28 protein-coding genes are annotated in these 20375 nt (G+C 67.4%); all 28 read left to right on the forward strand.

Annotation, left to right across the window (positions count from 1 at the left end; genetic code table 11):
• The first annotated feature begins 10 nt into the window (after nt 1-10).
• The 28 genes from ITJ55_RS08155 (at nt 11) to rpsH (ending at nt 20371) form a co-directional block, all read left to right on the forward strand.
• The gene (locus ITJ55_RS08155; RefSeq protein WP_228498079.1) at nt 11-1717 is read left to right on the forward strand and encodes a hypothetical protein; all 1707 of its coding nucleotides are present in this window, start codon (nt 11-13) and stop codon (nt 1715-1717) included.
• Complete coding sequence (locus ITJ55_RS08160) at nt 1717-2556, forward strand: A24 family peptidase (RefSeq protein WP_194594970.1); 840 nt, start codon at nt 1717-1719, stop codon at nt 2554-2556. Before ITJ55_RS08155 ends, ITJ55_RS08160 begins: the two co-directional genes overlap by 1 nt.
• A gap of 28 nt (nt 2557-2584) precedes the next feature.
• Nucleotides 2585-3634, forward strand: coding sequence for a type IV pilus assembly protein PilM (pilM, locus tag ITJ55_RS08165; protein ID WP_194594971.1), 1050 nt, complete (start codon nt 2585-2587; stop codon nt 3632-3634).
• The gene (locus ITJ55_RS08170; protein ID WP_194594972.1) at nt 3631-4290 is read left to right on the forward strand and encodes a hypothetical protein; all 660 of its coding nucleotides are present in this window, start codon (nt 3631-3633) and stop codon (nt 4288-4290) included. Before pilM ends, ITJ55_RS08170 begins: the two co-directional genes overlap by 4 nt.
• 2 nt (nt 4291-4292) lie before the next feature.
• Entirely contained in the window at nt 4293-5072 is a 780-nt protein-coding gene (locus ITJ55_RS08175) for a hypothetical protein (protein ID WP_194594973.1), read from the forward strand.
• Nucleotides 5073-5230: 158 nt separating this feature from the next.
• Entirely contained in the window at nt 5231-5809 is a 579-nt protein-coding gene (locus ITJ55_RS08180; protein ID WP_194594974.1) for a DUF6121 family protein, read from the forward strand.
• A 220-nt stretch (nt 5810-6029) separates the two neighbouring features.
• Entirely contained in the window at nt 6030-6404 is a 375-nt protein-coding gene (gene rpsL, locus ITJ55_RS08185) for a 30S ribosomal protein S12 (RefSeq protein WP_056043579.1), read from the forward strand.
• On the forward strand, nt 6404-6874 hold the full coding sequence (gene rpsG / locus ITJ55_RS08190) for a 30S ribosomal protein S7 (RefSeq protein ID WP_055799861.1): 471 nt from the start codon (nt 6404-6406) through the stop codon (nt 6872-6874). Before rpsL ends, rpsG begins: the two co-directional genes overlap by 1 nt.
• A gap of 87 nt (nt 6875-6961) precedes the next feature.
• The gene (gene fusA, locus ITJ55_RS08195) at nt 6962-9076 is read left to right on the forward strand and encodes an elongation factor G (RefSeq protein ID WP_056259732.1); all 2115 of its coding nucleotides are present in this window, start codon (nt 6962-6964) and stop codon (nt 9074-9076) included.
• A gap of 128 nt (nt 9077-9204) precedes the next feature.
• Nucleotides 9205-10395 (forward strand): elongation factor Tu, encoded by a 1191-nt coding sequence (tuf, locus tag ITJ55_RS08200; RefSeq protein ID WP_056259730.1) that lies wholly within the window; start codon nt 9205-9207, stop codon nt 10393-10395.
• A 125-nt stretch (nt 10396-10520) separates the two neighbouring features.
• Nucleotides 10521-10733, forward strand: a complete 213-nt coding sequence (locus ITJ55_RS08205; RefSeq protein WP_056259729.1) for an Rv0909 family putative TA system antitoxin — start codon at nt 10521-10523, stop codon at nt 10731-10733.
• Between the two features lie 87 nt (nt 10734-10820).
• Nucleotides 10821-11813, forward strand: coding sequence for a DNA topoisomerase IB (locus tag ITJ55_RS08210; protein WP_194594975.1), 993 nt, complete (start codon nt 10821-10823; stop codon nt 11811-11813).
• A gap of 101 nt (nt 11814-11914) precedes the next feature.
• Nucleotides 11915-12754, forward strand: coding sequence for a DarT ssDNA thymidine ADP-ribosyltransferase family protein (locus tag ITJ55_RS08215; RefSeq protein ID WP_194594976.1), 840 nt, complete (start codon nt 11915-11917; stop codon nt 12752-12754).
• Nucleotides 12755-13150: 396 nt separating this feature from the next.
• A complete protein-coding gene (rpsJ, locus tag ITJ55_RS08220; protein WP_043593369.1) occupies nt 13151-13459 on the forward strand; it encodes a 30S ribosomal protein S10 in 309 nt (102 codons plus the stop codon).
• A 16-nt stretch (nt 13460-13475) separates the two neighbouring features.
• Nucleotides 13476-14126, forward strand: coding sequence for a 50S ribosomal protein L3 (gene rplC, locus ITJ55_RS08225; RefSeq protein ID WP_194595577.1), 651 nt, complete (start codon nt 13476-13478; stop codon nt 14124-14126).
• Between the two features lie 3 nt (nt 14127-14129).
• On the forward strand, nt 14130-14792 hold the full coding sequence (gene rplD, locus ITJ55_RS08230) for a 50S ribosomal protein L4 (RefSeq protein ID WP_194594977.1): 663 nt from the start codon (nt 14130-14132) through the stop codon (nt 14790-14792).
• Nucleotides 14789-15088 (forward strand): 50S ribosomal protein L23, encoded by a 300-nt coding sequence (gene rplW / locus ITJ55_RS08235; RefSeq protein ID WP_056259719.1) that lies wholly within the window; start codon nt 14789-14791, stop codon nt 15086-15088. Before rplD ends, rplW begins: the two co-directional genes overlap by 4 nt.
• An 18-nt stretch (nt 15089-15106) precedes the next feature.
• Nucleotides 15107-15946, forward strand: a complete 840-nt coding sequence (gene rplB / locus ITJ55_RS08240; protein ID WP_056259718.1) for a 50S ribosomal protein L2 — start codon at nt 15107-15109, stop codon at nt 15944-15946.
• Between the two features lie 12 nt (nt 15947-15958).
• Nucleotides 15959-16240: a 30S ribosomal protein S19 gene (rpsS, locus tag ITJ55_RS08245; RefSeq protein WP_043593360.1), complete on the forward strand. Its 282-nt coding sequence runs from the start codon at nt 15959-15961 to the stop codon at nt 16238-16240.
• A gap of 25 nt (nt 16241-16265) precedes the next feature.
• The gene (gene rplV, locus ITJ55_RS08250; RefSeq protein ID WP_056259716.1) at nt 16266-16658 is read left to right on the forward strand and encodes a 50S ribosomal protein L22; all 393 of its coding nucleotides are present in this window, start codon (nt 16266-16268) and stop codon (nt 16656-16658) included.
• Entirely contained in the window at nt 16658-17437 is a 780-nt protein-coding gene (rpsC, locus tag ITJ55_RS08255) for a 30S ribosomal protein S3 (RefSeq protein WP_043593357.1), read from the forward strand. The genes rplV and rpsC overlap by 1 nt, the downstream gene beginning before the upstream one ends.
• 2 nt (nt 17438-17439) lie before the next feature.
• Entirely contained in the window at nt 17440-17859 is a 420-nt protein-coding gene (gene rplP / locus ITJ55_RS08260; RefSeq protein WP_043593355.1) for a 50S ribosomal protein L16, read from the forward strand.
• On the forward strand, nt 17859-18182 hold the full coding sequence (gene rpmC, locus ITJ55_RS08265; protein ID WP_054145424.1) for a 50S ribosomal protein L29: 324 nt from the start codon (nt 17859-17861) through the stop codon (nt 18180-18182). The genes rplP and rpmC overlap by 1 nt, the downstream gene beginning before the upstream one ends.
• Nucleotides 18182-18478: a 30S ribosomal protein S17 gene (gene rpsQ / locus ITJ55_RS08270; RefSeq protein WP_228498083.1), complete on the forward strand. Its 297-nt coding sequence runs from the start codon at nt 18182-18184 to the stop codon at nt 18476-18478. Before rpmC ends, rpsQ begins: the two co-directional genes overlap by 1 nt.
• Before the next feature lie 34 nt (nt 18479-18512).
• Complete coding sequence (gene rplN, locus ITJ55_RS08275) at nt 18513-18881, forward strand: 50S ribosomal protein L14 (RefSeq protein WP_043593350.1); 369 nt, start codon at nt 18513-18515, stop codon at nt 18879-18881.
• 3 nt (nt 18882-18884) lie between these two features.
• Nucleotides 18885-19244: a 50S ribosomal protein L24 gene (gene rplX, locus ITJ55_RS08280; protein WP_043593348.1), complete on the forward strand. Its 360-nt coding sequence runs from the start codon at nt 18885-18887 to the stop codon at nt 19242-19244.
• On the forward strand, nt 19244-19831 hold the full coding sequence (gene rplE / locus ITJ55_RS08285; RefSeq protein WP_056259708.1) for a 50S ribosomal protein L5: 588 nt from the start codon (nt 19244-19246) through the stop codon (nt 19829-19831). Before rplX ends, rplE begins: the two co-directional genes overlap by 1 nt.
• Before the next feature lie 141 nt (nt 19832-19972).
• Nucleotides 19973-20371, forward strand: a complete 399-nt coding sequence (rpsH, locus tag ITJ55_RS08290) for a 30S ribosomal protein S8 (RefSeq protein WP_043593344.1) — start codon at nt 19973-19975, stop codon at nt 20369-20371.
• Nucleotides 20372-20375: the final 4 nt, after the last annotated feature.

Consider the following 20375-nt stretch of genomic DNA (forward strand, 5'->3'; position numbering starts at 1 on the left):
CGACCAGGGCATGGCCATGGCCATCGCCCTGATCTTCGGCATGGTCCTCGTGGTGATGGTCGCCACCGCCTTGACCGTCGCCACCGGCGGCTTGCGGAAGGCCGACACCGAACAGGACTGGAACGGCGCGATGAGCGCCGCCTACGCCGGCATCGAGGAGTACCAGGCGCGGCTGTCGAACGACTCGAGCTATGCGCAGTACGGAGACAAGCGAGCACCTTTCAGCACGACCAGCACGACGCTGCTGCTGCCCACCGGCACGACCGAGAACAAGGCGTTCGGCTACGGCGCCTCCGGTACCTGGGCCACCGTCGCGGGCAGTGGCGGGACCGCGCAGTACCGGTACGAGGTCGACAACTCGGCCTTCTCGACGACCGGCACGCTGCGCGTGCGGTCCACGGGCAAGGTGGGCACGCAGGTGCGTTCGGTCACGGCCGACATCCGTCAGCAGGGCTTCACCGACTACCTCTACTTCACCGACTACGAGACGATCGACCCTCAGCACTCCGGCGTCGGGGCGAGCTGCCTCAAACACGCCTGGGAGGGGCGGCCCTCGACAGGCTGCGGCGAGATCGCGTTCGGCGGCAACGACGTCGTCAACGGCGATGCCCACTCGAACGACACGATGCGCATCTGCGCGGCGTCCTTCCCCAAGGTCGTCACGACCGCCACGCCCGCGTCCGCCGGGGCCAGCTACACGCCGCGCGATTCCAACAACACGCTGTGCACCGGTGCCTCGTTCCGCACCGGCACGAGCGCGCCCGAGCGCCGGTCGACGATCGGCCTGCCCGACACCAACACGAAATTGATCCGCCAGACGCGAAGCGACCTGCCGACCGAAGTGCCCACGCCCGGCTGTCTCTACACGGGGCCGACCGACATCGTCTTCAACGCCAACGGCACGATGACCGTCAAGTCACCTCTCACGAAGCTGACGCAGACGACCGGCGACGGCGCGACCGGTGGCGGCACGCCGGCCCTCTGCGGCACCGTGGGTTCGGGATCGGGGGGACTCGGCTCGCCCGCGGGAGCCACCTTCGACGTCCCCACGGGACGGGTCATCTACGTGCAGGACGTGCCGATCTCCTCCTCCGACAAGAACTACTCCTCTGCCCTGTCCGCCCCGGCCACGTGCACGAACAACGGTGTCGGCTATCCATTGGCGAACGAGACCCCGCCGTCGACGTCGACGTCGACGCAAGAGTCCGTCACGGGTACGGGGCCCTGCGCATACGGCTCGCGCAACGGCGACGTCTTCGTCAAGGGCCGGCTGTCGGGTCAGCTGACCATCGCGCCCATGAACTACCTCTACGTCACGGGTGACGTGACCTACGTCGACCCCAACAAGGACGTTCTGGGCCTTGCGCCGACCAACACGGCGTGGGTCTGGAACCCCGTCTCGGGCTCGACGTCCCTGCTCGGCAACACGAACCGTGAGATCAACGCCGCGATCATCTCGGTCGGTCACAGCTTCACCGTGCAGAACTACGACACGGGTGGCCAGCGGGGCACCCTGACCGTCAAAGGGGCATTGGGGCAGAAGTACCGCGGTGTCGTGAGTCGCGGCGCCAACGGCTACATCAAGAACTACGTCTACGACAGCAGGCTCAAGTATCTGTCCCCACCGAAGTTCCTGAACCCTGTGACCACCGTCTACGGCATCACCACCATGTCCGAGGTCAAAGCGGGCTACAAAGCTGACGGGAACACCAACTGATGGCCTCCGCTCCGTGGCTCGTCGCCGCGCTCGTGGCCGGCGGTTTCGGCCTCCTGATCGGCTCGTTCCTCAACGTCGTCGTGTACCGCGTGCCCGCCGGCCTCTCGGTCGCTCGCCCGGCGAGTGCTTGCCCCGGCTGCTCGACGCCGATCCGTCGCCGGGACAACGTGCCCGTGGTCAGCTGGCTCGCCCTCGGTGGCAAGTGCCGCGACTGCCGCACGTCCATCTCGGCCCGATACCCGATCGTCGAGCTGGCCACCGGCCTGTTCTTCGTGCTCGTCGCCGCCCGGCTCTGGCCGCTCGCCGACGTGCCGACCGAGGCGTTGCCGCTCGTGTCGCGCCTCCTCTCGCTCGTGGCCTTCCTCTGGCTGGCCGGCGTGAGTGTCGCGCTCGCCGTGATCGACCTGGAGCACCACCGGCTGCCGAACGCGATCGTGCTGCCGTCGTACGCGGTCGGCGGCGCGCTCCTGGCCGCCTCGAGCATCCTCGTGGGGGACTGGGCGGCGCTCGTCCGTGCCGCCATCGGCCTGGCCTCGCTCTTCGCCTTCTACCTGATCGCGGCCCTGTCGTACCCGGGCGGCATGGGCTTCGGCGACGTCAAGCTCGCCGGCGTGCTCGGCCTGTACCTCGCCTGGCTCGGCTGGGGCGAGTTCGCCGTGGGCGCCTTCGCGGCGTTCCTGCTGGGCGGCCTCTTCGCCGTCGTCCTCCTGGTCACCCGGCGCGTGCAGCGCACCGGTGGCATCCCCTTCGGACCCTGGATGCTCGCGGGCGCCTGGGTCGGCGTCTTCGCCGGCGGCACCGTCGCCACGGCGTACCTCACCCTCCTCGGCCTGGCATGACCCGGCGAGCTGACAGAGAGCAGAACTGATGGGCAAGAACATCGTGGGCATCGACATCGGCAGCCGCTTCGTGCGCGCGGTCGAGGTCGCCGACGTCGACAAGGCCAAGCCGACCATCGTCCGGTTCAGCGAGGTCGCCCTGCCCGAGGGCGCGGCGAGTCGTGGCGAGGTCATCGAGTCGCAGACGGTCGCCGGCACGCTGAAGCAGCTGTGGTCGGCCGGCGGCTTCAAGAGCAAGCGCGTCGTGCTCGGCATGGGCAACCAGCGTGTGCTCGCCCGCGACATGACGGTGCCCAAGGCCTCGCACAAACGCATCCGCGAGATGTTGCCGTTCCAGGTGCAGGACATGCTGCCGGTGCCGGTCGCCGACGCCCTGCTCGACTTCTACCCGTACGCCGAGGGGCTCGGCGAGAACGGTCCCGTCGTCCACGGGCTGCTCATCGCGGCGGTCAAGGACGCCGTCCTCGGCAACGTCCAGGCCAGCAAGCTCGCGGGCCTGACCACGCTGGGGGTCGACCTCATCCCGTTCTCGAACACGCGCCTCCTCGTCACCCGCCCGCGCATCGCGGGCACGGTCGCGCTCGTCGAGATCGGCCACAGCACGACCTCGGTGATCATGATCGCCGACGGCGTGCCGCAGTTCGTGCGCATCATCCCCTCGGGCGGCGACGACGTGACGCAGGCCGTCGCGGCGAAGCTCGAGGTCTCGGCCCAGGTCGCCGAGGGCATCAAGTATGGTCGGGGCCTCGCCACGACCGTCACGACGCCCGACGAGCAGGCCGCCTCGAGCGCCATCTTCGAGTCGGTCAACGAGCTGCTCGGCAGCCTCCGCAACACCATCCAGTACTACGTGAACACGCGCCCGACCGAGACCGTGGCGGGCATCATGATCGCCGGCGGGGGAGCCTCGCTGCCCGGCCTGCCCGAGGCGCTCAGCGAGGTCACCCGCCTGCCGGTCGCCCTCGCCGACCCGTTCGCGACGGTGGGCTTCGCCAAGAACCTCGACGAGGCCGCCCTGCGGTCGCGGTCGACCGACCTGACCGTGGCCCTCGGCCTGGCACTGGGGAGCGCAGCATGAGAACCGGCAAGGACACCGGCATCACCGTGGGAGGCGCGCCCCGCGTCGACCTGCTGCCTCCCGAGGTCCGATCGGATCGTCGTGCAGCCGCGCTCGGGCGTCGCGCCTGGGCCGGCGTCGTCGTCGTGGCCGTCGTCGTCGGCATCGGCACGGGTGCTGCCTTCCTCGAGCGGATGAAGTCCGAGGACGCGCTCATGGTGGCGCAGGGAGAGACCCAAGCCCTCCTGATGGAGCAGGCGAAGTACGCCGACGTCAGGGCGACGCAGAACGAGGTCGGCCTCATCGGCGCAGCCCAGAAGGTCGGCGGCTCGACCGACATCGACTGGCCCGGCTACCTCGCCCAGGTGCAAGCGACCCTGCCCATCGGCGTGACGATCACGAGCGTCACGCTCGACCAGGCCTCGCCTCTCGTGCAGTACGCGCAGTCGACGGCGCCACTCCAGGGGTCGAGGGTGGCCACCTTGACCTTCCAGGCGACGAGCCCGACCTTGCCGTCGGTCCCCGATTGGCTCAACGGTCTGGCGACCCTGCCCGGCTACGCGGACGCCCAACCGGGCACCGTGACGCTCGAAGACGACGTCTACAAGGCCGACATCACGATGCACATCACTGCGGACGCCTTCACGAGCCGCTTCGACACCGAAACGGGCGAATGACCATGGACAGCAACCGGATCAAGATGCTCGCTGCGGTCCTGACCGGGGTGGTGGTGCTCGTCCTCGGTTTCTTGGTGGGCGTCGAGCCGCAGCTGTCGGCCGCCTCGACGGCTTCGGCCCAGCAGGACTCCGTCGAGCAGCAGAACGACACGCTCCGCTCAGGTCTCGCCAGCCTCGAGACGGCGAACTCCGGGTTGTCCACGCTCAAGGGCGACCTCGCCACCCTGCAGAGTTCAGTTCCCTCGCAGGCGTCTCTGTCGACGTTCCTGACCGAACTCGACGGCCTGGCGTCCGCATCCGGCACGACCATCACGGCCTTCACGTCGGCCGACGCCGCGGCGTACGCGCCGGTGGCACCCGTCGCCGACGCCACGACCACCGACGCCGGCTCGTCCGACGAGACGGAGACGGCTTCGCCGAGCGACCCGACGACACCGGTGGTGCCGACTGCGCCGCAGCTCGTGACCGACCCTCAGATCACGACGACGAACTTCTCGTCCATCCCGATCACGGTCAGCATCAGCGGTTCGTACGCACAGGCGCTCGACTTCCTCTCGAGACTCCAGGGCGGCTCACGGTTGTTCCTGGTGACGACCTTCGCGAGCGCAGGCTCGTCGGAGAGCGGCGACACGGGTTCCACCCCCGACCAGTGGACCGTCGGCGGCCTCGTCTACGTCCTCCAGGACGCCGCCGCGACCCAGGCCGAGCAGGCCGCCGAGACGCCCACGACCACGGCCGAGGGCACCGACGGCACGAGCTCCGACACCGCCGCCGGCGAGTAGCCCGAGCGGCCACCGGGAACAGTCCTCCCACTCAGCGGGTGCCACGCCACCATGGAGTGGACACGCCACCACGAGAAAACGTGGCGTCGTGTCCACTTCGTGGCGGCGTGGGGCACCGGCGAGCGACCACGCCTCCCCACGGCGCGTAGCCTCGGAGGATGTCCCGAGCCGTGTACGCCGTCATGGGCACCGTGCTGTTCGGTGCGCTCGTCATCATGGTCGCGGGCTTCGAGGCCCTGCTGCTCGACCGTGACCCGATCGACGAACCCGACGCCGGCACCCTGCTCGGCCCGCTCATGGTCGCCGCCGCCGTCCTGGTCGTGCTGCTCTCGCTGCTGCGGTCCGCCGCCCTCTCGGACGCCCGAGACGACAGGGCTCCGGAGGTGCGGGGCACGTTCCCCGCCCAGCCCGCCGTGTTCGCCCGTCCGACGGCTGCGGGCGCGACGCGCACCGGCACCGGTGACGAGGCGACCGGCCCCGGAGGGCCCGCGCCGCACCTCCTCGTCGCGTCGATCGTCACCGCGGCCCTCGTGTACGTCCTGATGCTCGTCGTCGGGGGAGTCGTCTACGGCCTGGTGCGCCAGGAGCTCGTGTGGGTGCTGCTCTTCGCGGCGCGGTACGCCGTGTCGCCGTTCGTGATCGGATCGGCGGTCTGCGCCGGGCTGGTGGTCGCGGGCACGCTCGCGGTGTCACGCGTCGACCCGGGGCGTCCGCAGCCCCGGCCGTCCGACTCGTGACCATTTGATTAAGGCCCTAGCGCAAGATAAGCTCTTTCGGGTGTGCGCCTGACCGCGCGCCCGAATATCGCCCCCTCGACCTCGCGGCCGGGACGGGCAGACCGTCTCGGTCACCGAGACGAGGATGCCGGCTGATCAGCCGGACAGAGCAGAGCGATGCGAGAGCAGCGCGACTCGGCGCGTTCGAGAGAACGACGTCGAGATCCGACGAGGAGAACCAGTGCCCACCATTCAGCAACTGGTCCGCAAGGGACGCACGCCGAAGGTCGTCAAGACCAAGGCTCCCGCCCTGAAGGCCAACCCCCAGCAGCGTGGGGTGTGCACCCGCGTGTACACCACCACCCCCAAGAAGCCGAACTCGGCGCTCCGCAAGGTCGCCCGCGTCAAGCTCTCCAACGGCACCGAGGTCACCGCCTACATCCCCGGCGAGGGCCACAACCTGCAAGAGCACTCGATGGTGCTCGTCCGCGGCGGTCGTGTGAAAGACCTCCCCGGTGTGCGCTACAAGATCGTCCGTGGCGCCCTCGACACGCAGGCCGTCAAGAACCGCAAGCAGGCCCGCAGCCGCTACGGAGCGAAAGCAGAGAAGAAGTAATGCCTCGTAAAGGACCCGCTCCCAAGCGCCCTGTCGTCGCCGACCCGGTCTACGGTGCGCCGATCGTCAGCCAGCTCGTCAACAAGATCCTCCTCGACGGCAAGAAGGGCCTCGCCGAGCGCATCGTCTACGGTGCCCTCGCCGGCGTCTCCGCCAAGAACGACCAAGACGCGGTCGCCACGCTGAAGAAGGCGCTCGACAACGTGCGCCCCACGCTCGAGGTCCGCTCGCGCCGCGTCGGCGGTTCGACCTACCAGGTCCCCGTCGAGGTCAAGCCCCACCGCGCCAACACCCTGGCCCTCCGCTGGCTCACCAGCTACGCCAAGGCTCGTCGCGAGAAGACGATGACCGAGCGTCTCATGAACGAGATCCTCGACGCGTCGAACGGTCTCGGCGCCGCTGTCAAGCGCCGTGAAGACACGCACAAGATGGCCGAGTCGAACAAGGCCTTCGCGCACTACCGCTGGTAACCGGCACGAGGAGGCGCGGTGTGCGCACGACGCGCACCGCACCTCCTCGTCCCCCCAACTTCCCCACCTACCCCTTCGGAGGAACCCGTGGCACAGGACGTGCTCACCGACCTGAACAAGGTCCGCAACATCGGCATCATGGCTCACATCGATGCTGGCAAGACGACGACCACCGAGCGCATCCTGTACTACACGGGCATCACCCACAAGATCGGTGAGGTCCACGACGGTGCGGCCACCATGGACTGGATGGCGCAAGAGCAAGAGCGTGGCATCACGATCACCTCGGCGGCGACGACCTGCTTCTGGAACAAGAACCAGATCAACATCATCGACACCCCCGGTCACGTCGACTTCACGGTCGAGGTCGAGCGTTCGCTCCGCGTGCTCGACGGTGCCGTCGCCGTCTTCGACGGCAAGGAGGGCGTCGAGCCCCAGTCCGAGACCGTCTGGCGTCAGGCCGACAAGTACGACGTGCCGCGCATCTGCTTCGTCAACAAGATGGACAAGCTCGGTGCCGACTTCTACTTCACCGTCGACACGATCATCAACCGCCTCGGCGCCAAGCCGCTGGTGATGCAGCTCCCGATCGGTGCCGAGAGCTCGTTCGAGGGCGTCGTCGACCTGGTCGAGATGCGTGCCCTCACGTGGCGCGGCGACGCCAAGGGTGACGTCGAGCTGGGTGCGAAGTACGAGATCGAAGAGATCCCCGAAGACCTCAAGGAGAAGGCGGCCGAGTACCGCGCCAAGCTGCTCGAGACCGTCGCCGAGTCCGACGACGTGCTGCTCGAGAAGTACTTCGGTGGCGAAGAGCTCACGATCGCCGAGATCAAGGGCGCCGTCCGCAAGATGACGGTCAACTCCGAGCTCTACCCGATCTTCTGCGGCTCGGCCTTCAAGAACCGCGGCGTGCAGCCCATGCTCGACGCGGTCATCGACTACCTGCCCTCGCCGCTCGACGTGCCTCCGATGGAGGGCCACGACGTCCGCGACGCCGAGAAGATCATCATCCGCAAGCCCGAGTCGACCGAGCCCTTCTCGGCTCTGGCCTTCAAGGTCGCGGTGCACCCCTTCTTCGGTCGTCTGACCTACGTCCGCGTCTACTCGGGTTCGATCGAGTCCGGCGCCCAGGTCATCAACTCGACCAAAGACAAGAAAGAGCGCATCGGCAAGATCTTCCAGATGCACTCCAACAAGGAGAACCCGGTCGACAGCGTGACCGCCGGTCACATCTACGCCGTCATCGGGCTCAAGTTCACCACCACCGGTGACACCCTGTGCGACCCGGCCGAGCAGATCGTCCTCGAGTCGATGACGTTCCCCGAGCCCGTCATCGAGGTCGCGATCGAGCCGAAGACCAAGGCCGACCAAGAGAAGCTGTCGCTGGCCATCCAGAAGCTCGCCGAAGAAGACCCGACGTTCCGCGTCGAGCTCAACGCCGAGACGGGCCAGACGGTCATCAAGGGCATGGGCGAGCTCCACCTCGACATCCTGGTCGACCGCATGAAGCGCGAGTTCAACGTCGAGGCCAACGTGGGCAAGCCCCAGGTCGCGTACCGCGAGACCCTCAAGAAGGGCATCGAGCGCTACGACTACACCCACAAGAAGCAGACCGGTGGTTCGGGTCAGTTCGCCAAGGTGCAGATCGCCCTCGAGCCCTTCGAGGTCACGGCCGAGTCGACCTACGAGTTCGTCAACAAGGTCACCGGTGGCCGCATCCCCCGCGAGTACATCCCCTCGGTCGATGCCGGCATCCAGGACGCCATGCAGGTCGGCGTGCTCGCCGGGTACCCGACGGTGGGCGTCCGCGCCCTGCTGCTCGACGGTGCGGCGCACGACGTCGACTCGTCCGAGATGGCGTTCAAGATCGCTGGGTCGATCGCCTACAAAGAGGCGGCTCGCAAGGCCCAGCCCGTTCTCCTCGAGCCGCTCATGGCGGTCGAGGTCCGTACGCCCGAGGAATACATGGGCGACGTCATCGGCGACCTCAGCTCGCGTCGCGGGCAGATCTCGTCGATGGAAGACGCCAGTGGTGTGAAGGTCGTTCGGGCCAGCGTGCCGCTGTCGGAGATGTTCGGTTACGTCGGCGACCTGCGGTCGAAGACCTCGGGCCGGGCCGTCTACTCGATGACGTTCGAGTCGTACCAAGAGGTGCCCTCGGCCGTCGCCGAAGAGATCATCCAGAAGAACAAGGGCGAATAGTCCTGAACCGCGTGGTCGTCCGACGACCGCGTAACATGTACACACACCAATCCGCGGGGCGTCCGGTAGGCCGGGTCATCGACCCGGCCCCCGGCCGCACCGCAACCGAGTCCTGAGGAGGACCCACAGTGGCTAAGGCCAAGTTCGAGCGGACCAAGCCGCACGTCAACATCGGAACCATCGGTCACGTCGACCACGGCAAGACCACGCTGACCGCGGCGATCACCAAGGTCCTGCACGACAAGTACCCCACCCTCAACACGGCGTCGGCGTTCGACCAGATCGACAACTCGCCTGAAGAGAAGCAGCGCGGCATCACGATCAACATCTCGCACGTCGAGTACCAGACCGAGAAGCGCCACTACGCTCACGTCGACGCTCCCGGCCACGCCGACTACGTCAAGAACATGATCACCGGTGCCGCTCAGATGGACGGCGCGATCCTCGTCGTCGCCGCCACCGACGGTCCCATGCCCCAGACGCGTGAGCACGTCCTGCTCGCCCGCCAGGTCGGCGTGCCCTACATCGTCGTCGCGCTGAACAAGGCCGACATGGTCGACGACGAAGAGATCATGGAGCTCGTCGAGCTCGAGGTCCGCGAGCTGCTCTCGAGCCAGGAGTTCGACGGCGACAACGCCCCGATCGTCCAGGTCTCCGCTCTCAAGGCCCTCGAGGGTGACGAGAAGTGGGCCGAGACGGTCGCCGAGCTGATGAACGCCGTCGACGAGAACGTGCCCGAGCCCGTTCGCGCCACCGACCAGCCCTTCCTCATGCCCATCGAGGACGTCTTCACGATCACCGGTCGTGGCACCGTCGTCACCGGTCGTGTCGAGCGCGGTCAGCTCAACGTCAACGAAGAGGTCGAGATCGTCGGCATCCGCCCGACCGTCAAGACCACCGTCACCGGCATCGAGATGTTCCGCAAGCTGCTCGACTCGGCTCAGGCCGGCGACAACACCGGTCTGCTCCTCCGCGGCACCAAGCGCGAAGACGTCGAGCGCGGCCAGGTCGTCGTCAAGCCCGGTTCGGTCACGCCGCACACCGAGTTCGAGGCGAACGTCTACATCCTGTCGAAGGACGAGGGCGGCCGTCACAACCCGTTCTACGCGAACTACCGCCCGCAGTTCTACTTCCGCACCACCGACGTCACGGGTGTCATCACGCTGCCCGAGGGCACCGAGATGGTCATGCCCGGCGACACGACCGAGATCAGCGTCCAGCTGATCCAGCCGATCGCCATGGAAGCCGGTCTGCGCTTCGCCATCCGCGAGGGTGGCCGCACGGTCGGTGCCGGCACGGTCACCGAGATCAAGAAGTAGGTCCTGCTCACGCAGAACTGCTGATTCGACGAAAGAGGTCAGGCCCCCTGGGGTCTGGCCTCTTTCGCGTTCCCGGTGCACGATGGACGTGACGTCGGACGGTCCGGCGGCGACGAGAGGACGTCATGGCAGGCTTCGACGACATCACCAAGAAGGCCCAGGCTTTCTTGCAAGACGGCAAGGTGCAGGACGCGCTCAAGAGCGAGAAGGCCGAGGGCGTCAGCGACAACATCCTCGACGCCGTCGCGAACGCGGCCGACAAGGCCACGGGTGGCAAGCACACCGACAAGATCCAGCAGGCGAAAGAACAGGCCGACAAGAAGATCGGCAACCAGTAGGGCCACCTCCGGAGCCCCCGCGCGAGGGCGGGGGCTCCGCTGTACCCCGCCCAGCCCCCTCGGTGACGCGCGGTGTTCACTCGACCGATGCCGCGCCTCCGGAGGACCGACTCGAGCCGGCCCGGCCTCACCCGCGTGCGGGCCGGGCGCGGTTTCTCGTACCGCACCGCCGACGGCACGGCCGTGGCCGACGCCGAGCTGCGGGGCCGCATCGAGCACCTGGCCATCCCGCCGGCCTGGACCGACGTCTGGATCTCGCCGTACGACAACGGGCACATCCAGGCCACCGGTCTCGACGCCGCCGGACGGCGCCAGTACATCTACCACCCCACCTGGCGGGAGCAGAAGGACCGCATCAAGTTCGACCGCGCCCTGGCCCTCGCCGAGTCGCTGCCGACGGCGCGACGGTTCGTGACCCGCGACCTCCGCGTCGCCGGTGCCGGACGCGACCGCGTGCTGGCCGCCGCCTTCCGCATGCTCGACACCGGATCGTTGCGCGTCGGGTCCGAACGCTACGCCCAGGAGCACGGCAGCCACGGGCTGTCGACGCTGCTCTGCGCGCACGCCACCGTCTCGGGTGACACCGTGGCACTGGCGTTCCCGGGCAAGAGCGGCCAGGACTGGGACTCCGACATCCGGGACGCCGACCTCGCCGCCGTCGTCCGCAGCCTGAAACGGCGCGGTGGGCGGGCCCGGTTGCTCGCGTGGAGGCCCGAGGTCGGGGGAGCGGAGGAGGCGCGCGCGGCCTGGCACCCGCTGCGAGCGACCGAGATCAACGAGTACGTGAAGGAACGCGCGGGTGACGAGTTCACCGCGAAGGACTTCCGCACGCTGCACGGCACCGTCGCCGCCGCCGTCAGCCTGGCCCGCTCCGGGCCGCAGGCGTCGGCCTCCCGGCAGTCGAGGTCGGTGGCGCAGGCGATGCGCGACGCCGCCGACGTCCTCGGCAACACCCCGGCCGTCGCCAAGTCGTCGTACGTGGATCCGCGGCTCGTGGACGCGTACCGGCACGGCGAGACGATCGACCCGGCCCGCGTCCACGCCGCCGAGTCCGAGGTCAGGGCCTTGCTCTTCCGGTGAGGGCCCGGCTCGTCGAAGCCTCCCGGTCCCGTGGCGGTCGTCGGCGTGACGTAACCTAGAGGGTCGCGTCCCGTTCGGGTCGCCCGAAAGGAACAACTGCAGTGACTGACGAGTGCATCCACGGATTCGAGCGAGAGTTGTGCGACATCTGCGCTCCCCGCAAGCGGGAGGGCGCCGCGGACGGCATGCCCTCGGCCGCCGCACGGTCGGTCACCACCCGCCGCCGCCCCTCCAACCGCAAGCCGGAGTCGCTGCGCAGCACCCCGGCACTGGCTCGTGACTCGGCGGCCGTCGCCGTCGCGGCCCAGTCGGCGGCCGCGCCGGTCCCCGAGTTCTCGACGCAGCGCGCCTACCACTGGACCCACGTCTCGAACCTGCCCGCCATCCTCGAGGCCGGTGCCCTGACGGCCGGTGCGACGCCCGTGCTCGACGTGAGCTCCGAGGCGACCCGTGCGCTGAGGGCCTCGGTCACGACCGCCTCCGGCCAGCCGGTCGCCGCGCACGTGCCGTTCTCGCTGTCGCCCCACGCGACGGCATGGGACGCCGTCCGGACGGGTGCCGAGGGCTACGAGTGGTCCGACGCGGCCCGTCAGGCTCGTGCCATCGACTTCGTCATGCTCGTCGTGCCCGTTGCCTCGCTCGGGGACGACTTCGTGGTGACCGAGGGCGACGCCGCGGTCGAGGGCGTGCGCGCCGCCGCCGGACTCGACGACGCGTCGTCGATGGTGCGTCGCTTCAGCCTGAAGGACCCCGACCTCCTCGGCCCCGAGGTGCTCGTCCCCGAGTCGGTCCCCTTCTCGTCGGTGACGCTCGTGGGCGTGCCCAACGACAAGGTCCGTGACGCCGTGAAAGAGACGCTCGCCGACCTGGGTGACGCCGCACCGCGAGTGGCCGTCTACCCGCCGTGGTTCCGCCCGGCACCGGTCGTCGACGCGGTCTGAGATCCGCGACACGCCCGGGTTGCAGCAAATGCAGGCGTGTGGCAAAATCGTCTAGTTCAACATTTCGAGCCCGGCCTCTGCGCCGGGTGTCGGATCACTGCCAGGCAGTGCACAGACGCAAGGCGTCTGGGCCGCGGGTAGCAGGACGCATCTCACAACGAAACCACCGCCGTGGCCATGGCCGCGGTGAACCGGGGCGAAGCCCTGGGCGCAGGTGGCGGTGGCGAAGATGGCCCTCCCCGGGTCCTTCCTCGCGGGCACCGGCCGGTTTCGGCAGATGGATTGACACAAGAACAGCGGTACGCGAGAGACACGTAGTGCCAACAGATGTTCGCCCAGCGAACAGCGTCAGGCGGCCCCCGAGGTGCGCGACGTCCGAACGAGAGAGAGTCACACATGGCGGGACAGAAGATCCGCATCCGACTTAAGTCGTACGACCACGAGGTCATCGACACTTCCGCGCGCAAGATCGTCGACACGGTCACCCGCGCGGGCGCTACGGTCGTCGGCCCCGTGCCGCTCCCGACCGAGAAGAACGTGGTCGTCGTGATCCGTTCGCCCCACAAGTACAAGGACTCGCGCGAGCACTTCGAGAAGCGCACGCACAAGCGCCTCATCGACATCGTCGACCCGACGCCGAAGGCCGTCGACTCGCTCATGCGTCTCGACCTGCCTGCCGACGTCAACATCGAGATCAAGCTGTAGGGGGGCGACCATGACCATCAGCACCACCAAGAACGTCAAGGGCCTGCTCGGCAAGAAGCTCGGCATGACCCAGGTCTGGGACGAGAACAACAAGCTCGTCCCCGTCACCGTCGTCGAGATCGCTCCGAACGTCGTGACCCAGCTCCGCTCGGTCGAGAAGGACGGCTACACCGCCGTCCAGATCGCGGCCGGCCAGATCGACCCCCGCAAGTCGAACAAGCCCGCCACGGGTCACTTCGACGCCGCGGGCGTCACGCCCCGCCGTCACCTCACCGAGGTCCGCACCGCCGACGCCGCCGAGTACTCGCTCGGCCAAGAGCTCACGGTCGACACCTTCGAGGCCGGCCAGAAGGTCGACGTCGTCGGCACCTCCAAGGGCAAGGGCTTCGCCGGTGTCATGAAGCGTCACAACTTCAAGGGCGTCAGCGCCTCGCACGGTGCACACCGCAACCACCGCAAGCCGGGTTCGATCGGCGCCTCCTCGACCCCCAGCCGTGTCTTCAAGGGCATGCGCATGGCCGGTCGCATGGGTGGCGAGCGCGTCACCATCCTCAACCTCACGGTGCACGCCGTCGACGCCGAGAAGGGTCTGCTGCTCGTCAAGGGCGCCGTCCCCGGTGCTCGTGGCCGCATCGTTTTCGTCCGCACCGCCGTGAAGGGGAAGTAGCTCATGGCCACCACTACCGCATCGGCCGCTTCGGTCGACGTCGTCGACGCCAAGGGCCAGAAGACCAGCACGGTCGAGCTCCCCGTCGAGCTGTTCGACGTCGTCACGAACGTCCCGCTCATCCACCAGGTCGTCGTCGCCCAGCAGGCCGCCGCACGTCAGGGCACGCACAAGACCAAGCGTCGCGGCGAGGTCTCCGGCGCCGGCCGCAAGCCGTTCAAGCAGAAGGGCACCGGCCGCGCCCGTCAGGGTTCGATCCGCGCTCCTCAGATGACCGGCGGTGGCATCGTCCACGGTCCGCAGCCCCGCGACTACGCCCAGCGCACCCCCAAGAAGATGATCGCCGCAGCCCTGCTCGGTGCGTTGTCCGACCGCGCACGTGGCGCCCGCGTCCACGTCGTCGAGAGCTTCGTCGCCGACTCGATCTCGACCAAGGTCGCCCTCGAGCTGCTCGCGTCGATCGCCTCGAGCAAGCACGTGCTGATCGTCACCGACCGTGACGACACGCTGACCCTCAAGAGCGTCCGCAACGTGCCCACGGTCCACGTGATCACGTTCGACCAGCTGAACGCCTACGACGTCCTCGTCAGCGACGACATCGTCTTCACGAAGAGCGCCTTCGACGGCTTCGTCGCCTCGAAGTCCAAGAAGGAGGCCACCGCATGACCGGCTACGGAAAAGACCCCCGCGACGTCATCATCGCGCCCGTCGTCTCCGAGAAGAGCTACTCCCTGATCGACCAGGGCAAGTACACCTTCCTCGTGGACCCGCGTTCGAACAAGACCGAGATCAAGCTCGCCATCGAGAAGATCTTCGACGTCAAGGTCGACAGCATCAACACGCTCAACCGAACGGGCAAGACCCGTCGCACCCGCTTCGGCACCGGCAAGCGCAAGGATACCAAGCGCGCCATCGTCACGCTGAAGTCCGGTTCCATCGACATCTTCACGGCTGTCGGCTAGGGAGCAGAGGCATAAATCATGGCAATTCGTAACTACAAGCCCACGACCCCGGGTCGCCGCGGTTCGTCGGTCGCCGACTTCGCGGAGATCACGCGATCGACGCCCGAGAAGTCGCTGCTGCGCCCCCTCTCGAAGTCCGGCGGTCGCAACAACGCCGGCCGCATCACGACCCGCCACATCGGTGGTGGCCACAAGCGCCAGTACCGTGTCATCGACTTCCGTCGCAACGACAAGGACGGCGTCAACGCGAAGGTCGCTCACATCGAGTACGACCCCAACCGCACGGCTCGCATCGCGCTCCTGCACTTCCTGGACGGCACCAAGCGCTACATCATCGCGCCGAACAAGCTGAAGCAGGGCGACGTCGTCGAGTCGGGTCCCGGCGCCGACATCAAGCCCGGCAACAACCTGCCGCTCAAGAACATCCCGGTCGGTACCGTCATCCACGCCATCGAGCTCAAGCCCGGTGGCGGCGCGAAGATGGCCCGCTCGGCCGGCGCCTCGGTGCGTCTCGTCGCCAAGGACGGCCCCTACGCGCAGCTCCGCCTGCCGTCGGGCGAGGTCCGCAACGTCGACGCCCGCTGCCGCGCCACGATCGGCGAGGTCGGCAACGCCGAGCAGTCGAACATCAACTGGGGCAAGGCCGGCCGCATGCGCTGGAAGGGCGTCCGCCCGACCGTCCGTGGTGTCGCGATGAACCCCGTCGACCACCCGCACGGTGGTGGTGAGGGCAAGACCTCCGGTGGACGCCACCCGGTCAGCCCGTGGGGCCAGAAAGAGGGCCGCACGCGTCACCCCAACAAAGAGAGCGACAAGCTCATCGTCCGTCGTCGTAACGCTGGCAAGAAGCGTAAGTAGGAGTTGTAGAAGATGCCACGCAGTCTTAAGAAGGGCCCCTTCGTTGACGACCACCTGCTTCGCAAGGTCGTCTCGCAGAACGAGGCCAGCACCAAGAACGTCATCAAGACCTGGTCGCGCCGATCGATGATCGTCCCCAACATGCTGGGGCACACCATCGCCGTGCACGACGGACGCAAGCACATCCCCGTGTTCGTGACCGAGAGCATGATCGGCCACAAGCTCGGTGAGTTCGCGCCCACCCGTACCTTCCGTGGTCACGTGAAGGACGACAAGAAGGGTCGTCGCCGCTAACGCGGCGACGTGAAGGAGGAGAGAAATGGTGGAGTCGATCGCACGCGTGCGTCACATCCGCGTCACCCCCATGAAGGCCCGTCGTGTCGTCAACCTGATCCGCGGCAAGCAGGCCACCGAGGCACTGGCGATCCTGAAGTTCGCACCTCAGGGCGCCAGTGAGCCCGTCTACAAGCTCGTCGCGTCGGCCATGGCCAACGCCCGGGTCAAGGCGGACGCCTCGAACAGCTACCTCGACGAGCAGGACCTGTACGTCAGTCGTGCATTCGTCGACCAGGGCGCCACCCTCAAGCGGTTCCAGCCGCGTGCACAGGGCCGCGCCTTCAAGATCCTGAAGCGCACCAGCCACATCACGATCGTCCTCGCGACGCCGGATGAGGTCGAGGCTGCCGACGCTACGAAGAAGGCGAGCAAGTAATGGGCCAGAAGGTCAACCCGTACGGCTTCCGTCTGGGCATCACCACCGACCACGTGTCGCGGTGGTTCACCGACAGCACCAAGCCGGGACAGCGTTACAGCGACTACGTCGCCGAGGACGTCAAGATCCGCACCCTGCTCAAGACCTCGCTCGACCGCGCCGGCGTGGCCAAGATCGAGATCGAGCGCACCCGTGACCGCGTCCGCGTCGACATCCACACCGCCCGTCCGGGCATCGTGATCGGTCGTCGTGGCGCCGAGGCCGAGCGCATCCGCGGCGACCTCGAGAAGCTCACGAGCAAGCAGATCCAGCTGAACATCCTCGAGGTCAAGAACCCCGAGGCCGAGGCCCAGCTCGTCGCCCAGGGCATCGCCGAGCAGCTCGCTGCTCGCGTGGCGTTCCGTCGTGCGATGCGCAAGGGCCTGCAGGGCGCTCAGCGTGCCGGCGCCAAGGGTGTCCGCATCCAGGTGTCCGGCCGTCTCGGCGGCGCCGAGATGAGCCGCTCCGAGTTCTACCGCGAGGGCCGCGTGCCCCTGCACACGCTCCGCGCCAACATCGACTACGGCTTCTACGAGGCCAAGACCACCTTCGGTCGCATCGGTGTCAAGGTCTGGATCTACAAGGGCGACATCACCAACAAGGAGCTCGCGCGCGAGCAGGCGAACCAGAAGTCGTCTCGCCCCGAGCGCCGCAACGACCGTGACGGCGCCCGCCGCGGCGGGGGCGACCGCGCTCCCCGCGAGCAGAAGGCACCCGCCACCACAGGAGCTGAGGCGTAACCATGCTTATCCCCCGTCGTGTCAAGCACCGCAAGCAGCACCACCCCGGCCGTAGCGGCCAGGCCACTGGTGGCACCAAGGTCAGCTTCGGTGAGTACGGCATCCAGGCCCTCACGCCCGCTTACGTGACCAACCGTCAGATCGAGTCCGCTCGAATCGCCATGACGCGTCACATCAAGCGTGGCGGAAAGGTGTGGATCAACATCTACCCCGACCGTCCGCTCACGAAGAAGCCCGCCGAGACCCGCATGGGTTCCGGCAAGGGCTCGCCCGAGTGGTGGGTCGCGAACGTCAAGCCGGGTCGCGTGCTCTTCGAGCTCAGCGGCGTGAGCGAGGAGATCGCCAAAGAGGCGCTCACTCGCGCAATCCACAAGCTGCCCCTCAAGGCACGCATCATCAAGCGCGAGGAGGGCGACGCATAATGGCGATCGGTTCCAAGGAGCTCCGTCCTGTCGAGCTCGACACATTCGAAGACGAGCGTCTCGTCGATGAGCTGAAGAAGGCGAAGGAAGAACTCTTCAACCTCCGCTTCCAGTCGGCCACCGGCCAGCTCGAGAGCCACGGCCGCCTGCGCGCCGTGAAGCGCGACATCGCTCGCATCTACACGGTCCTGCGTGAGCGCGAGCTCGGCATCCGTGCCACCCCCGCCCCGGTCGAGGCGGCCCCCAAGGCCGCCAAGAAGTCGACCAAGAAGGCTGACAAGCCGGCCGAGACGGCTGACGAGACCGCCGAGGAGAGCAAGTAATGGCCACCGAGAACAAGACCGAGGTCGACTCGGCTGCCGTCGAGGTCCGCGGCTACCGCAAGACGCGTCGCGGTTACGTGACCAGCGACAAGATGGAGAAGACCATCGTCGTCGAGGTCGAGGACCGCGTGAAGCACCCCCTGTACGGCAAGGTCATCCGCCGCACGTCCAAGGTCAAGGTCCACGACGAGGCCAACTCGGCCGGCGTCGGCGACCTCGTCGTGATCAGCGAGACCCGTCCGCTCAGCGCCACGAAGCGCTGGCGCCTGGTCGAGATCCTCGAGAAGGCGAAGTAGGCCTCGCGGCCTGCTTGCGTAGAAGGAGACACAAGTGATTCAGCAAGAATCCCGCCTCAAGATCGCGGACAACACCGGGGCGAAAGAGATCCTCACCATCCGTGTGCTCGGTGGCTCCGGCCGTCGTTACGCCGGCCTGGGTGACGTCATCGTCGCCACGGTGAAGGACGCCATCCCCGGTGGCAACGTGAAGAAGGGTGACGTCGTCAAGGCGGTCATCGTTCGCACCAAGAAAGAGGTCCGTCGTCCGGACGGCTCTTACATCAAGTTCGACGAGAACGCCGCAGTGATCCTGAAGGCCGACGGAGACCCCCGCGGAACCCGCATCTTCGGACCGGTCGGTCGCGAGCTCCGCGACAAGAAGTTCATGAAGATCATCTCGCTGGCGCCGGAGGTTATCTAAGTCATGGCAAACATCAAGAAGGGTGACCTCGTGCAGGTCATCACCGGTGCCTCGCAGGCCCGCGGCGGAGACCGTGGCAAGCAGGGCAAGGTCCTCGAGGTGCTCGTCGAGCGCAACCGCGTGGTCGTCGAAGGCGTGAACTTCGTCACCAAGCACGTTCGTGTCGGCCAGACCCAGCGCGGCTCCAAGACCGGTGGCATCGAGACCCACGAGGCACCGATCCACGTCTCGAACGTCGCCGTCGTCGACCCCAAGACCAAGAAGCCGACCCGCGTCGGCTTCCGCGAAGAGACGGTCACCAAGGACGGCGTGTCCAAGACCGTTCGCGTCCGTTACGCCAAGAAGTCTGGTGAGAACCTCTGATGACCGACACCACCACGCAGGCTGGTACGAGCCAGCCGCGGCTCAAGGCCAAGTACCGCGCCGAGATCCTCCCGCAGCTGAAGTCGGACTTCGGCTTCACGAACGTGCACCAGGTGCCCGGACTCGTGAAGATCGTCGTCAACACCGGTGTCGGTGAGGCCGCTCGCGACAGCAAGATCATCGACGGTGCGATCAAGGACCTCACGGCCATCACCGGCCAGAAGCCCCAGGTCACCAAGGCCCGCAAGTCCATCGCGCAGTTCAAGCTGCGCGAGGGTCAGCCCATCGGTGCCCACGTCACGCTTCGTGGCGACCGGGCTTGGGAGTTCCTCGATCGTCTGTTGTCGCTGGCGCTTCCGCGCATCCGCGACTTCCGTGGTCTCAGCGACCGCCAGTTCGACGGCAACGGCAACTACACCTTCGGTCTCAACGAGCAGAGCATGTTCCACGAGATCGACCAGGACCGCATCGACCGCGTCCGTGGCTTCGACATCACCGTCGTCACGACCGCCAAGAACGACGACGAGGGTCGCGCGCTGCTCAAGGCGCTGGGCTTCCCGTTCCGTTCGGCCGACTCGGCCAACTAAGATCGTCCGGTCGGCAACTCTCTCGTAGGGTTGCCGGCCGTTCCCCTGAGGTCGACGAGAACCGCTCGTCGACCAATCGATCGCCCAGGTCGGCACCCGGTGTACCGGATGTCGAAACCGGACGAGAAAGTGACAAACCGCATGACGATGACAGATCCGGTCGCAGACCTGCTGACCAGACTGCGCAACGCGAACTCGGCTTTCCACGAGACCGTGTCGCTCCCGAGCAGCAAGCTCAAGTCCCACATCGCCGAGATCCTCAAGCGTGAAGGTTTCATCGAGTCGTGGAAGGTCGAAGACGCCCGCGTGGGCCAGACCCTCACGATCGACCTCAAGTACGGCCCCGCCCGTGAGCGCTCCATCAAGGGCATCAAGCGCGTGTCGAAGCCAGGCCTCCGCGTCTACGCCAAGTCGACCGAGATCCCCCAGGTGCTCGGTGGCCTCGGCGTCGCCATCCTGTCGACTTCCTCCGGTCTGTTGACCGACCGTGAGGCCCAGAAGAAGGGCGTAGGCGGAGAAGTCCTCGCCTACGTGTGGTAACTCG

The organism is Frigoribacterium sp. VKM Ac-1396 (genome assembly GCF_015350895.1).
Classification (GTDB): domain Bacteria; phylum Actinomycetota; class Actinomycetes; order Actinomycetales; family Microbacteriaceae; genus Frigoribacterium.